We start from the raw sequence: 15,226 nt of genomic DNA on the forward strand, positions 1-15,226 counted from the left end.
ATGAGGCTACCATTAAGAAATCAAGTGATTGAGTTCGAGGGTGAGACGTTTCCTTCAACTTCATATACAGCAATGGTTTTAAAACCGGCATACAATGAAGCAAAACAGAATTTTTTAAAGTCAATGCTTCAAATACACACGGCACATCTTGTGATGCTTAAGGAACAAGGACTGGTGTCTGAGGAACAGGCAGAAGAGATAGGCCGGGCAGTAGGCGGCGTAGAAATTGAAAAGCTTCAAAAAGGCGAATACGATCCTCAGTTTGAAGACTTGTTCTTCCAGGTGGAACACAGCCTGATTGAACAGGCTGGTGACATTGCAGGCAACCTTCACATCGGGAGAAGCCGCAATGACATGGGTATAGCCATTTACCGTATGACCCTCAGAGAGAAAATTCTTGATCTCATTGAAGGGGCATTGCATTTAAGGGAATCGCTGATTGAACTTTCAAAAGAACACATCCGAACCGTTATGATTGGCTACACACATACCCAACAGGCTCAGCCAACAACCTTGGGTCATTATTTCAATGCCATGACGGACATGCTCACACGGGATATATCGCGGCTTCAATCTGCCTTTAAAACCGTAAACAAAAGCAGCATGGGTGCTGCGGCCCTCACGACATCCGGTTTTCCGATTTGCCGCAGCCGCATGCAGGAATTGCTCGGGTTTGATGGACTGATCGATAATGCGTGGGACGCCGTGTCCGGTGCGGATTACATCATGGAGACCGCCTCTGCTGTAAACATTGCAGCTCTTAATCTGGGAAGATCCACACAGGATTTCCTATTATGGGGTACTCAGGAATTTGCCGCATTCAGGCTTGCTGCTCCTTATGTTCAAATCAGTTCCATTATGCCGCAAAAGCGGAATCCGGTTTCAATTGAACACATGAGAGCCCTTTTATCAGGTGTAGCCGGTGATGCACAGACTGTACTTACAATGGTGCATAACACACCTTTTGGAGATATCGTGGACACAGAAGATGACATGCAGCCATACCTGTGGAAAGCACTGGAACGCCTGAAGGGAATTTATCACCTCCTATCAAGTGTCCTGTTGACGATGGAAGTCGATAAAGACCTATTGTTAAAACGGGCCAGAGAAAGCTTTGCAAACGTGACGGAACTTGCTGATACGATCGTGCGAAATGACGGCCTTTCTTTCAGGCAATCACATCATATTGTAAGCGGTGCTGTCACATCACTGACCACGCAGGGAAAAGATTCTTTAAAAGACCTTACTCTGGAACTCGTTAACGAATACGCTGTAAAAATCACAGGGAAAAAGACCACTCTGACTGAAGAAGTCTTTGCAAGCGCACTTGACCCTGACTATTTCATCAAGGTCCGAACACTCCCCGGGGGACCGGCGCCTAGCAGAATGGAGTCAACTTTGGAAGAGAGAAAAGAAGAACAGCTGGAGCTTACCTCCTGGCTGAAAAATAAAAAAGAAGCCCTCAAACAGTATGAGCAAGTATTAAATGATTATGTTCATAAGTGGGCTCATACGGATGAATAATTCATCGTTTCCCCTCTTGGCTGTTGATGGAGGAGGGACGAAAACACTTGCCGTAATAGCCGATTCTAAGGGGAACGTGCTGACCACTGGGCGTTCAAGCGCTTCAAACTATCAGGTAACAGGAGTTGAAGGTGCCAAACAATCAATTTTTAGAGCCATTGGTGACGCAGTTAAAAAACTTGGCATCGAAAGTGAGCGAATCTCGTTTCAAACGGGCGTTTTTGCTCTGGCGGGCATTGATACTAGTGAAGACGAGGTAATAGTTAAACGCCTGGTAACAGACGTCAATAAAGAAGCTGGGCTCCGTTTTGAAAAGCTGATTATTGAAAATGATGCCCTTTCCACTTTAATCGGCGCAACAAAAAATAAGCCGGGTGCTCTCGTGATATCTGGAACGGGGTCCATTGCTTTTGCCCATGACGGAAAAGGTTCATACGTCCGTTCAGGGGGATGGGGTCACACAGTGGGAGATGAGGGCAGCGGCTATTGGATTGGACTCGAGGCAATCCGTGCCATCCTTAAGATGAGTGATGGGCGAGGGTCTGACACGCTATTAAAAACAAGAGTATTGGATGCTTTTGATCTTAAGAACGTTGAATCCCTCTACAATTGGGTATACAGTACAAACAGTTCCGTTGAAAAGATAGGCTCCATATCTCAAACTGTAGAAGCCTGCGCTTTTGAGAATGATGCTGTTGCAAGAAGAATTTTGGACCAGGCAGCAGACGAACTGTATTCGCTGCTTGAAACGGTTATAAACAAAACATTGGAGAAAGAAGAGCCAAACATAATCGTGCTCCAAGGCGGTATCTTAAAGCATAATGACTACATTCGAAAGCAGCTCGAAGGCAAGGTAAAGTCTCAGTTTCCAAAGAGTTGCTCGGTTTTGGCAAGTTTAGAGCCCTTTCAATATATTGTACAGAGAGGACTCCTAAAAAATTGAAAAAGCCTGGTTTGATAAAATGATATGCCATCAAAAGCATAACGGGTTCTGCTTTATTAAAAATGGTCAGTGGCTGATGTGCCTCTGACCATTTTTTTATTACGATTCTTCAATTAAAGCCCCCGATTGTGAATGATTCACTCAAGCATTTATTGATACCGCTACAAAATTTCAGCAATATTATCAGAGTTACTTAGTGGCCAAAACTAGTTCGTTAACTCCATATTCTTTTAACACCCACTAGTTCCTGATTATTAAATTCAATTCTATATATATCAGGTTTTGATGTACTATGTAAGAAATTCAAGTCATAGTTACTATCGAAATATCCCATCATTAAAGTCATCACAGCTCCGTGAGAACCTATTACTACTCTTTTATTTCTAAAAACATCTAATACCTTTTTTAAAACCTTTATAGCCCTTTTTTGACAATCAGCATTTGATTCTCCTCCGACTAGAGCGAAATTTGAGTCTAAAAAAGACCTCTCCAACAGTGGAACCAATTCATTATCAGATATTCGATCGTCTTCAGAAGAAAACATCCTCTCTTTTAAGTCTTCAAATATTAAAACTTCTTGCCCTAATTGTTTTGCTAATTTTTCGACAGTTAAAATTGAACGAATGTAAGGGCTTGAAATAACTGCATCAATTTTCACATTTGTCAATTTGTTATACACTCGTTGAGCATCCAAAAGCCCTTTTTCGGTTAAACCTCTTGTTCTTTCATTGCCTTCCCTTGGTGAGTCACCGTGTCTCACCATATAAACAAATGTGCTCATTTTCCCCTCCAATATGGTTCTCTCCGTTCAATAAGAAACGAACCATTGTTTATGAACTGTTTAATTAATATACTGCTCATCGGCGAAAGAGTGACTGCCTTTTATCTAATTTGTTCCTGAATCTTTTGAATAACTTCTTTGTAAAAAGTAACTTGATGTGGAACGAATTTATCTCTGTTTACACTTTCTTTAATTATTTGCTTTTGTCCTTCCTCGTTTATTTTAAATCCACTTATTTCGATTTCACCTTTTTCTCCAGACCAAAGTTGAGTGAAATCAATAAATTTGGTTTTTACTATTCCTGAAACCTCGTCCACTTGAAGTGTGAAGTCATCAAAGATATTTCCGCACTTGTATAAAAAAACGTTTGCTAATTCTTTATCAATGAAACCTTCTTGCACAACACAATAATCAATTACACCTAACCTTATTAACTCCTTAAAAGCTAAATCTATACCAATTTCTTCTTTAATTTCCCTTACTCCGTCCTCAACTGTTTCATCAGCTAGTAGATGTCCAGCAGCAGTTATATCTAATAGGTTAGGGTAGTCTTTTTTATTATTACTACGAAGCTGTAAATAAATATAATCTATTCCTTGTTCATTACTAACAAACCAACAATGAAACGCTTCGTGCCAATATCCAATCCTGTGAACATCACTCCGAGTAGCTACACCTATTAGATTCTTATTATCATCAAAGATCTTTAATTTCTCTTGCTCTCCCATAAAATGCCCCCAAAAGTCACTTATCTTTCTATTTCTGGTTCTTTAACTATTCGACTAAATAGTGAAAGGCGTATCTGCTTCTTCCAAACATTCATCTTTACTTAATGTACCTTTCACAATCTATCTTCCAAACGAAAAATAAACATCTTACTATTCTGCCCCGACACATATACAGTGTGTTTGCATTTAATATTATTGTACCGATGAGAAGGATTGGTGGAACAGAAGAGCACCCAAATCCTTACTATTCAATCTCAGCGATAATATCGGAGCTGCCTGGTGTAAATCAGATGACTGATAGCCCAACTAACATAACACCTATAACCCCTGAAAATATAACTCTCTTTTCAAACAAAGAATTAAGCTTAAATGTTTGGAAATCTGCACCTCAAACCCCAAACCATCACCTCATTTTGAAAATCACAAACTTTTATATACATCTCTTTAGACATATTAAAAAAATCCTCACTTTTTTTATTCCTTTACTATCGAACACTGTAGTTTTTCTAATAAACTGCCCTATTGCTTAATACCAATCATTTCAAAACTAATCGTACAACACAATCTTTTTCTTCGCAAAAAAACGCTTTCCTTGTTTCGGAAATGCGCCCGTTTGTTGAAGATGGACTCCTTATCAGAAAGAATTAGCCCATCTTCTGCAATTTGCCTATGGTCAGTAGAATTTTGAGTTTTTGGCCAATTTAAAGAGTACTTTTTGCCATGTTTTTGAAATTATTACTATTATAAAGTGCTTTTCGGCTTCTTAATTGATATTTTTTTTAATATGTTCCTTCCAGCTAACAACGCAACATATAAAGAAATTGTGACAAGTAATATTACATAAAGGTCTCGTCCAGCAAGGTAAGTGGCAGAGTGAAGACCTTTTATAAGTAAGTGAGCAAACAGGTACGAGATAGGCAATAGAATCATTTTTTCTAGTCCATTTCTTATTTTTTCGTTCTTACGGAATATGACCAATCCAATTCCACAAATAAGTAAAAATCCTATAGCCAACAACACATAGTAGCTTAAAACAAGCCGAGGTAACGTCATGACAGAACCATCCGTTATTGGATCTCCATAAATTAAAGTATTTTCACTTCCATCGGTATTGTAATAGTAGATCGAAGCGACCGTTTCCCCATTCGGGTTTAAGACCGTATTTTCCAGGTTGTTTTTGTTTATTTTCTGTTGCCAAATCGTTTCCCATGTTGTTATATCATAGACATAACCTGAATTGTCTGCTGCTGGATAGTGATTTACATTAAATCCAGAGACTTCTTCACTAAAATTCAAAAGTACAGTTCCGTCATCCTTTTCAATAATTGAAACCGCATTTTCATTATAAGAGATGTATGCTGGGGTTGTCAGATAAGCGATTGTAACCACTGCAAAAACCAATGTTACCATGACTGAAAGAATAATCGTTTGCAGCTTTTTCTTTCGCAATGTATTTTGTATGTTTCTTAAGGGAGCTATATCGGTATCTACTGGCGGTTCTTCAAAAGTCCTCATTTCTTCAAGTCGTTTTTTACAGTTCTCACAAGAAGCTATATGTTCTTCAACTAGATCTCTAGTATCTTGACTTGCCATATCCTCGACATATAACGGCAGTATATCCCTAATCATATTACAGCTAATTTTCATCGATAATCCTCCGATCGCGCTTTAATTTTTTCTCTAGCACGGTGATAAGTAACACAAGCCCAGTTTTCACTTTTTCCAAACAATTTGCCAATTTGCTTAAATGACAGTTCTCCAAATGCACGGAGAGTAAAGACCTTTTTGTATGGCTTTTTCAAATTCTGGATAACTTCATGTACCTTCATAGATGCTTCTGAAATGGCTATTTCTTGTTCTACATTGTCTCCACTAGCTGATTCTGGAACCGACTCAAGATCCACCGAGCTTTTATTCTTACGCAAATAAGAGTAATAACTGTTTTTGGCAATTTGGCATAACCAAACACGGATATCACTATTCCCTCTGAAACTGTCTAGCGATGTTAATGCCTTCATAAAAGTTTCCGAAGTGATATCTTCTGCGATATGCTTATCGCCAGATATACTATACACATATAAAAATACATCTTTAAAGTATGTATTATAAATATCCTCAAGCTGTGTCACCAACTCACCTCCTTACATATAAGACGCGATAAACTCAAATATCTTACAAAAATATAAAAAAAACCGAACAAAGTACGCCCGGTCCATTTTTCTTCTACCCTAATTATTGGGGACTGTATTCGATACATCTTCCCATGTATCCCTTTATAATATTCATGAAACATTTCTTCTCGGCATTGTTCACAATGAGATCGGCTTAGTTCAAGTGAAATATATACATCTATATATTAACTATTAACTTATTACTAAGCGATCTTCAACAATCTGGCCCGATTGTTGAATAAAAAGTTGAAACCATTATTCTATTAAACTGCCCTTTAATGGAATAACTGATATTTCCATTTTATCATGCATACTGCGCTCAGTTCTTTTTTGTTTGCCTTAAAGTGTATAAGAAATCTCATCACATAATTTGAAGAACAATGAAGATTTATCGTCAAAAACGCCGGTAAATCAAGAAAAAAGGAGTGACAAAATCAATACGATTCGGCACTCCTTTTGATCTGTGATTTTTAGTTTTGTACTCGAAAACCTAAACCCGTTAACAAAAGCAGGTTTTGTTTACGTAAATTGAACAATACTGTCGTACTCTCTCAGAAAAAGGGAAACAGCGCCGATTGGCCCGGAATCTTCGCCTAAATAAGAACATTTTAATTCCACCGTGCTCGGAAGATACTTCGAGATGATTTCTTCTATTTTCGGAAGGATGAGATCTGATGATTTCAAGACGCCTCCTCCTAATATGATGATTTCCGGATTGAGCAAGCTCGCAGCATTTATGATGCCGTAAGCTAAGTGCTCACTCGCTTCATCAATAACAGATAGTGCAGTCTTATCACCGCGTTTGGCAGCATTAAACGCATCTTCTCCAGTTAGGCCTGAAGAAATAGAAGCGTCATACAGAGGGTGATCCGGCATACACTTTACCTTCTCAGCAAACGCATTCCCGATTGATTTTCCTCCTGCAACACTTTCAAGATAACCGTAATGGGTGAAGACCGGCTTAAAATCGTTCTTGATATCATTTTTATCGGTGACCATATACCCTATTTCCCCTGCGGCACTCGCTGATCCGCGGTAAAGCTGATTATTGATGACAATTCCGCAGCCAATCCCGGTACCCACTGAAATATAGAGAACGTTTCGTTTATTTCTGGCATTTCCAAGCCACTGTTCCCCAAGGCACGCAACATTGACATCATTATCAACAAATACAGGGAAAGAAAAATAGCGCTTGCTCTCTTCAATGAAAGAGTAGTTTATCCAGTTTAAGCTTGGTGCCTCAACCACAACGCCTGTGGATGTATTTGTGATGCCCGGTACGCCAACACCCATCCCGAGAACCTTTGCACCTTGAAGGTTTTGCTTTTTCAGCATCTTCTCTGCCTTTTGGGACAGATGTTTAAGCAATCCTGAGTTTAAATATTTTTGTGTTGAAAAGCTGCAGGAAGATACAACGTTACCACTCAAGTCACTTAAAACCATCCTGACATTGGTGCCGCCAATATCCGTTCCAAAGATATAAGCGGCCTTCTCATTAAAATATAAGTGGATAGGTCTCCTTCCGCCTTGGGAGGACGACTCGCCTATCCCCCGTTCAAGCACCCAGTTATCACTGATTAATTCGTCTACTAAAAGTGAAACCGTAGGTTTGCTTATATTCGTTTTTACAGCAATTTCTGCTCTTGATATAGGAGATTGATCTTTAATGCACTGAAGAATACACTTTTTATTGTATGATTTCATATGCATGGGAATTCCTTTGAAACTCATAGCATCACGGCCTCAATATATTGATATAGTTCATAAGTAATTAAAATATATCGTAATTTCAGCACGTTTACAAAGGTTATCCCCACTAAAACTGTTGGAATAAATAAACACCACCTTTATTTATCTGAAAATATAGAGTATTTACTTTTTTTGGTCTTTGTGTTATTCATTAAGTAAGGTTTCTCACCCTGAGTTAGTTAGTAAGATTCACTAACCTACTATATGCCCGCCTGGCTGGAAAGGAGATATCAACGAAAAGAAAACAAAAAAATGAAAGGGGTTACATTCATTGAAAAAACTTATAGTAATCTTTCTCTCTATCGGTCTCGTCTTATCTTCGCTGCAATTGGGAGGAAGGGCAAATGCTTCTGGGGAAAAACACGATGTTGAACTGTGGAACACGTTAAAGCCTCTAGAAACAACGGTTACTTTCTTAAATACCGGTGCTCATCCCGATGATGAACGAAGTGATTTCTTAGCTTATCTGTCAAGAGGTCTTGGCGTTACGACTGCCAGTCTGATCGCCAATAGAGGCGAGGGCGGACAAAACGAAATCGGCAGCGAGCTAGACAATGCACTGGGAATTATTCGCTCCAGGGAAATGATTGAAGCGTCGAAAATAACAGGCGTTAAATCGTATCACTTGAGCAAGACCACTTCTGATCCAATTTATGACTTCGGCTTCTCCAAAACTCCAGAAGAAACGTTAGAAAAATGGGGAGAGGACCTCACTTACGAACGTTTAATCCGTTTCATTCGCACGTATCATCCTGATATCCTTATGCCGTCTTTCAGAAACGACCACACCCAGCATGGACACCACAGAGCAATGGAAATTTTAAGTGAACGAGCTTTTGAAGATGCAGCAAATCCCAATATATACCCTCAGCAGTTAAAGGAAGGACTGTCCGTATGGCAAGTTAAGAAATTGTTCCTTCCGGCAGAATCACAACAAACAGCTACTACCTCAATTGAGATCGGCATGCTCGATCCTGTCTACAACATGTCCTACCCTCAGCTTGGAGAAGAATCACGTTACATGCACAAAAGCCAAGGCATGGGCAACGACATCCCGGTCGCTCCTAGACAAACCCACCTGGAATTGCTTAAAGCGTCAGTTGATACGAATGAAAGCAATGAATTATTCGCAGGAGTACCTTACGACTTAGCAGAATGGGCACAGGCACTTCCTAAAAAAGAGAAATCTCTAGGCGTGCATTTTACAGAACTTCAAAAAGATTTGGATAAGATCGTTTCAGCGTATCCAAACAGAAACCAGGTATTCACCAAAACACAAACGGCATTAGATGATGTCCGTAAATTAACCAAAAAAACAAATAAAGCTAAACTTGATGAGAAACTGAAAAAAGATCTTCTGCATAAGCTGTCTATCAAAGAAGATCAGCTTGAAACCGTAAGCCTTGTTTCTTCAAACCTTGAAGTTTCTGTTAAAACAGCATCAAATGTTTTAACGAAAGGCGAAAAAACGACCATCAAAATTACATTGAAAAACAAAGGGAAGCAAACACTGAAAAACATGGATCTGAACTTGATTCTCCCTAAAGGATGGAAAGTACAGACTGGAGACAGAGTAAAAAAACTCTCTCCTGGAGAGAGAAAAGAGATCAGCTACCAGGTTAGTGTTCCAAAGAACGCCCAATACTACCATGCCTACGAAGAACCTGCCGTGCAAATCAATGTTAATTACAAATTCAACGGCACACAGACGGGGTACACAAAGCAATTAGAAGAAACAGTAGCCGTTCTTCCTGATCTTTCACTTTCCATGTCACCTAAGGATGTTGTTGTTAACACTGCAAATGTACAAAAAGAGATACCTGTTACAGTAAAGATTAAGAGCTATCAAAGGGGTAAAAATCAATCTTCCATCTCGTTAGACGTTCCTGATGGCTGGAAGGCAACACCGAAAAAGACAGACGTCGCTTTCAGTAAACAGCATGAAGAAAAAGATGTGGCATTCAAACTGACTCCTCCAAAAGGAATTTCAGAGGGCAAGTTTCAGATTGCAGCGAAAGCAACTGCAAACGGAAAGACCTATAGCTCCACCATACAGGAGATAAAATATGACCACATAGGAACGTTCTATTATCAGTATCCTGCACAAATAGATGGAGTGGCTTTTGAACTGCTGCAGCAGCCAGACCTGAAAATAGGCTATATTGACAGCGGATTTGATACTGTTGCAGATTCTTTACGGAATACAGGGTTAAATATTATTGAGTTGTCTGAATCGGATCTTGCAACAGGGGACTTGAGTCAATACGATACGATTGTTACCGGAATCAGGGCCTACCTCTCAAGAGAAGACCTGAAAACAAATAATGCACGCCTCATGAAATATGTAGAAGATGGCGGGCACCTTGTTGTCCAATACCACAAACCTAACGATGGATGGAATGCGATGACTACGGCACCGTATCCACTTACCATAGGAAATCCTTCTATCCGGTGGAGAGTGACAGATGAAAATGCGGCTGTCAATGTACTTCAGCCAGAGACAGCCCTTTTCAACTATCCTAACAAAATTACAGAAAAGGATTGGAGTGGCTGGGTCCAGGAGCGCGGACTCTATTATCCGATGAAGTGGGACGATCGTTTTGAAACGTTCGTTAGCATGGCGGACCCTAATGAGGAAGCCTTCGATGGCGGAATCTTGATGGCAAACTACGGAAAAGGGACCTACCTCTATACAAACTTGGTCTTTTACCGTCAAATTCAGGGGCAGGTGCCTGGGGGCTATCGAATATTTACGAACCTTATCAGCTATGGAGCCAATAAGTAAGGTTTAATTCTCAAAATTTCAGCAGCGCGCACTGACAGTGCGCGCTGTCTCATTTTTAACATAAAACAACATATGCATTAACATATATATCATTGTCAACATTATTTACTTTTTTAAAAACAATTTTAATAATGTTGTATAAATTTTATTGAATCTAGATATTGCACAACTAAGAAATATGATTCTACATTTAAAACCCATAGTGTGATTTTAACAAGCTGGCTCCTTTAATTCATTTAAATTAAATACATATCTTCTTTTACTCTTTCACTTTCTATAAAATACTTTTTAGGTATACTGAGTATAAAAATTCAAACCATAATGAGACATAAGTTGTTGATTACAGCAATGTTGTATTTAACATATACATATATGTTAAATTCAAACGCAATATTATTATTGGATTGAATAGATAATAGAAGTAGGGGAGCAATCATGAATTTAAAATGGAATGAAATAACATTGACTAATCAAAAGCATTTGGACGAAGTTTTTCTGCTTTATAACAGAACCTTTCCTATTGAAGTAAGAGAGTCCCATAACACTTTTTTCAACAGCTTAAAGTACGGGAACAATCGAAAACCGAATAATTTCAGATTCTTAATTGGTCTTGAGGGAGAAGAACTTGTATCTTTTGCAACAGGGCACTATTTGGCTGAAGTAAATGCTGGTTTCATCGTATATATTGTTACAAATCCCTTAGCGCGAAGTAAGGGAGTGGGAACAAGAACTCTTAAAAGATTAGAAGAATTGTTAAATCAAGATGCTGTTTCAGCAGGAAACCCGTCAGTAAATACAATAGTTTTAGAAACGGAAACAGAAGAAATGGCACACACAGAGGAAGAAAAGGAAAAATGCATTAAAAGAAGCCAGTTTTTCAAGAAAAATAACTACAAACGGTACACTAGGATAAATTACGTTCAACCGTCTTTACATTCAGAGGAAAACGATGTCCCGTTAAATCTATTTTATAAAAGACATCACCAGAATCAGATAATAGAGAGAGAGATGAATGATGTTATAAAGGCTATTTATAAAGAAAAATATTCTATGGTAAACCAAATTGATGAAAACATTCTTAAAAGATCTCTTGAGAAGATGGGAATATAGTTGCTGCAGTAAACGCCTAAACAAAAACCCTTATCGAATTCGATAAGGGCTTTGTTTAGTATGCTTATGAAGTTAATCTGAAGAGTTACCGATCCAATAAATTAACATTGCTAGCTCTTGTTTCTTCTATGGCGTTCATTACTTTCTTACCTTCTTTTTTGGAGAGGTTAGTATACTTAGAAGTCGTTTCTATTGAGCTGTGCCCTAGCTGGTCCCTTAAGAGTACTATATTTCCACCTTTATTGATCCAGTCAGTTGCAAAAGTATGTCTTAATTTATGTGGGCTCAACCCGTTTCCTCTATAAAATTCATCATATTTTATTTTAAAAGCTTTCGTATAAGAAGAAACCATATTCTGAATGCTGCGGACAGAAATTGGGTGAATCTTGCCGGCATAATTAGTAACAAAAACATATACATCTGTGTTCTTCGTCTTAAATCGTTCTTTTCTTACTGACAAGTAATCTTTAAGATCCTCCAGAGCAGAAGGGAGCACGTCTGCTGTATCCTCTTTGCTACCTTTACGAATGATGTCTATTTCTTCTTCTTTAAAATCAATGTCCGTAAGAGTTAAACTGGCTATCTCACCTACCCGGACCCCACTTCCCAGGAGCATGCTAATAATTGCAATATCTCTTTCTTTTTGTTTGAGAAAGGACGTTAATTTGCGGCCACTTAAATCTTTTTCATAATCAAATTTGATGAAGTCCAGCAATTCATTAATTTCTTCAGTAGTAAGCACTGTAGAGTTTATTTTCTTTGCTCTACGTTTAGAAGTTTCTTGTTCCTTTTTTTGTTTTATCTTACTAAATACGTTTCTATAGAAATAACATTCTCCGTCTTCGTTCTCAGTTTCTTGCGTTAAGTAATTGAACAAGGATTTTAAAGCATTAACATTTCTATAGACAGCCTGGGAAGATCTTGTTCTCACCGGAAGACCGGCATTTACTTCTTTTTCAGTTCTAATGTCTTCTTCTTGTAAATAATCAATATAAAACTCTACATTTTCTTTACTTAAAACAGCAAGAACAGTGTACGGAATATCTTTAATATCTGCTACTTTAGAGATTCCCTGTTCCTGCAGCCAAGAAAAAAACTTTATGTACTCATGGACGTACCCTAGAAGGGTAGAAGAGGAGTATCCGGCTCTTTTTTTAGACAATATATATTCAATTACATAATCGGGTAACGAAGGGAGGTGAGAATCTAACCTTTTTTCATGAATAATTCTTTGTCTTGATTGTATGGGCATATAAATATCTCCTTTTTATTTTTCCCTAACTCTTCACAACCCTGACAGAAATTTAAGACTTATTAACTTTATTAAAGTTAAACATTCAACAAAACCGGAATTGTCAACCGAATTGATGGAGAATAATTGCCTAAACCATATGGTAGATTATTTACGCTCTTTGAGAATGCGCAATAAGATATTTAAATCCAATATACCTCCACAGAACAATGAGAACCTGTGAATAACTTTCCTGCCTTAATTCATCGTAATTAAAAGTTTGAGGGGATTTTCATATCATATAATTCTGTATTAAGTAAATTAAATTTATAAGTTTTTAATGTAGGATTAGTTTTTTTTAATTCAGTTAACATTGTAGACAAAGTTCTTTTTCTTGAATCTTTACTAATTATTGCATTTACATGCTTAATTTTTTCACAAAAAGAGGATTTATCCGGAAACTTTTCTAAACCTTCTTTAATTACTGCTAATTTTCCATAGATGGGTTTATCCCAACAAATTATTAACAAGTTTATAGCATTATAAAGCTCTTTTGCTGTAGGATCCCAACGCTTATTTTTGTTTGAGTTGCTACTCAAATATGAATCTGTGGGCTTACCAAAAGATGAGAGAGGGTTAAATTCTGCTAAACCAGGATGGCTTATTAACTGTAAAAAATGTTTTGTTGCATGGCTGCCACAGAAAAAACCACCTTTATCCATTGAATCTACTCGACTAGTGTATTCAAAGGAATAATAGCTATCTATTAAAATATCACCAGTGCAGCTTTTCTTTACCTGTCCGTTTAGGAGCTTTGTGTGTGAACGAGGAATTATCTTGTACTGCTTAACTAACTGTTCTCTACATTTGCTACCTCTACACTTAAGCATCTAATTATCTCTCCTAATATAGAGTTATTTGAAAATGGTAAAATGCAAAAAGATTAAATAAATAAGAACTTTAAGTAATTATCTAAAAAGGTTTTTAATTAACTTTACCATATATTACATCTATCTGCATTATATTCGTTAAATAAGAATTTAACGCAAAGTTATAACGAAAATCCTTCACTCCCTTATCTTTCAGGGTGATTATTAAATTGTTCCTTCTACCTTTATCTTAGTGTTGACTTGGAAGTTTATAATTACATAAATATCATTTTATAAGGAATAATAACCTCTAAGGGTTAGCCTAGAGGGTAAAAAGAGTATTTACAGCTGGTGCAAGTCCAGCATAACCTCTACACTTTATAAAGGAGTTGTATTCCATGACAGAAAGAAACAGTAATCGCAACGAATTGTTGGTTCCAGGAGCTCAGCAAGCAATTGACCAAATGAAATTAGAGATTGCTCAAGAGTTTGGTGTTCATTTAGGAGCTGAAACTACTGCACGCGCTAATGGTTCTGTTGGTGGCGAAATTACGAAGAGATTGGTGCAGTTTGCTCAACAAAACATGGGTGGACGTTTCTAATTTTTTCAGCAAAACAGCTGCTGTTACAAAAAAGTGCTTGATCCTTAGATCAAGCACTTTTCCTTTATATTATCATTTCTTTTTTAGTTCTTTAATCTTTATTAAACGTAAGCATGTATGATTCGTGACTTCTTGTACAAGCACATCCGAGCAAGCATCAGCTATTATATGAGGCCCATCAACACGAAAAATTTATAGTCCTCATAGTTATGATTTCCATTGTTTAACCCTTGGATCTTCTCTTCTCAAAAGTAGGCATCAAATTCGTTTCTTTTTGCAACTAAATATAATCTCTTGGCCTATTCCTATGCAAATCTGAAAAGTCTATATTTACCAAATAGACTTTCCAATACATACTCATGAAATATACAAAATCATCTCTTATCAATACCTCGATAAAGAGGTGACTCATTTGATTTTTCTCTACTTGTTGTCACTAAATATTTATTGTCCATCTTTTCGTAAATTTCATCTAATAGATTAGCATCATCCAAGATACTTTTCTTATTATCGTCTATTAACTCTTTAAAAGTTTTCTTTTGAATAACCAATCTTCTCCTCATTTGCATGACAATACTCCCTTTCCAAATCACTAAGGCAGAGTTGATATAACTGCTTATCATCTTTTTCATAACGTCCATTTTTTAAGAGAGCATGAATAATAAACTTCTTTCTGCTTTCAACAGCTTTACGGAGCATTTCACCCATGAAAAGTACCCCTTTGCTAAATTAT

General features: G+C 37.5%; 14 protein-coding genes. 5 read left to right on the forward strand and 9 right to left on the reverse strand.

Annotated elements, in window-relative coordinates:
• Nucleotides 1–1,524 (forward strand): argininosuccinate lyase, encoded by a 1,524-nt coding sequence (gene argH / locus RKD52_RS22700; protein ID WP_454101665.1) that lies wholly within the window; start codon nt 1–3, stop codon nt 1,522–1,524.
• Nucleotides 1,517–2,467 (forward strand): BadF/BadG/BcrA/BcrD ATPase family protein, encoded by a 951-nt coding sequence (locus RKD52_RS22705; protein ID WP_454101666.1) that lies wholly within the window; start codon nt 1,517–1,519, stop codon nt 2,465–2,467. Before argH ends, RKD52_RS22705 begins: the two co-directional genes overlap by 8 nt.
• 214 nt (nt 2,468–2,681) lie before the next feature.
• On the opposite strand, the gene RKD52_RS22710 is transcribed toward RKD52_RS22705, so the two are convergent.
• From RKD52_RS22710 to RKD52_RS22730, 5 genes are all read right to left on the reverse strand, one after another.
• Complete coding sequence (locus RKD52_RS22710; RefSeq protein WP_454101667.1) at nt 2,682–3,248, reverse strand: histidine phosphatase family protein; 567 nt, start codon at nt 3,246–3,248, stop codon at nt 2,682–2,684.
• 101 nt (nt 3,249–3,349) lie between these two features.
• Nucleotides 3,350–3,976, reverse strand: a complete 627-nt coding sequence (locus tag RKD52_RS22715) for an NUDIX hydrolase (protein WP_454101668.1) — start codon at nt 3,974–3,976, stop codon at nt 3,350–3,352.
• A gap of 741 nt (nt 3,977–4,717) precedes the next feature.
• Complete coding sequence (locus RKD52_RS22720; protein ID WP_454101669.1) at nt 4,718–5,623, reverse strand: zf-HC2 domain-containing protein; 906 nt, start codon at nt 5,621–5,623, stop codon at nt 4,718–4,720.
• Entirely contained in the window at nt 5,620–6,105 is a 486-nt protein-coding gene (locus tag RKD52_RS22725) for an RNA polymerase sigma factor (protein ID WP_454101670.1), read from the reverse strand. Before RKD52_RS22725 ends, RKD52_RS22720 begins: the two co-directional genes overlap by 4 nt.
• A 561-nt stretch (nt 6,106–6,666) precedes the next feature.
• The gene (locus RKD52_RS22730; RefSeq protein WP_454101671.1) at nt 6,667–7,851 is read right to left on the reverse strand and encodes an ROK family transcriptional regulator; all 1,185 of its coding nucleotides are present in this window, start codon (nt 7,849–7,851) and stop codon (nt 6,667–6,669) included.
• A 316-nt stretch (nt 7,852–8,167) separates the two neighbouring features.
• Here RKD52_RS22730 and RKD52_RS22735 point away from each other — a divergent pair, with 316 nt between their 5' ends.
• A complete protein-coding gene (locus tag RKD52_RS22735; protein WP_454101672.1) occupies nt 8,168–10,681 on the forward strand; it encodes an NEW3 domain-containing protein in 2,514 nt (837 codons plus the stop codon).
• A 435-nt stretch (nt 10,682–11,116) separates the two neighbouring features.
• Nucleotides 11,117–11,791, forward strand: coding sequence for a GNAT family N-acetyltransferase (locus RKD52_RS22740; RefSeq protein WP_454101673.1), 675 nt, complete (start codon nt 11,117–11,119; stop codon nt 11,789–11,791).
• A gap of 85 nt (nt 11,792–11,876) precedes the next feature.
• Here RKD52_RS22740 and xerS read toward each other — a convergent pair whose 3' ends face one another.
• Together xerS and RKD52_RS22750 are read right to left on the reverse strand one after the other, a co-directional pair.
• Nucleotides 11,877–13,043, reverse strand: coding sequence for a tyrosine recombinase XerS (xerS, locus tag RKD52_RS22745; protein ID WP_454101674.1), 1,167 nt, complete (start codon nt 13,041–13,043; stop codon nt 11,877–11,879).
• 251 nt (nt 13,044–13,294) lie between these two features.
• Nucleotides 13,295–13,912, reverse strand: coding sequence for a hypothetical protein (locus RKD52_RS22750; protein ID WP_454101675.1), 618 nt, complete (start codon nt 13,910–13,912; stop codon nt 13,295–13,297).
• Nucleotides 13,913–14,289: 377 nt separating this feature from the next.
• On the opposite strand from RKD52_RS22750, the gene RKD52_RS22755 reads away from it, so the two are divergent.
• Nucleotides 14,290–14,493, forward strand: coding sequence for a small, acid-soluble spore protein, alpha/beta type (locus RKD52_RS22755; RefSeq protein ID WP_454101676.1), 204 nt, complete (start codon nt 14,290–14,292; stop codon nt 14,491–14,493).
• Nucleotides 14,494–14,867: 374 nt separating this feature from the next.
• On the opposite strand, the gene RKD52_RS22760 is transcribed toward RKD52_RS22755, so the two are convergent.
• Entirely contained in the window at nt 14,868–15,062 is a 195-nt protein-coding gene (locus tag RKD52_RS22760; RefSeq protein ID WP_454101677.1) for an FbpB family small basic protein, read from the reverse strand.
• Entirely contained in the window at nt 15,019–15,201 is a 183-nt protein-coding gene (locus RKD52_RS22765; protein WP_454101678.1) for a Fur-regulated basic protein FbpA, read from the reverse strand. The genes RKD52_RS22760 and RKD52_RS22765 overlap by 44 nt, the downstream gene beginning before the upstream one ends.
• Nucleotides 15,202–15,226 lie beyond the last annotated feature (25 nt).

The organism is Metabacillus sp. SLBN-84, assembly GCF_053629595.1.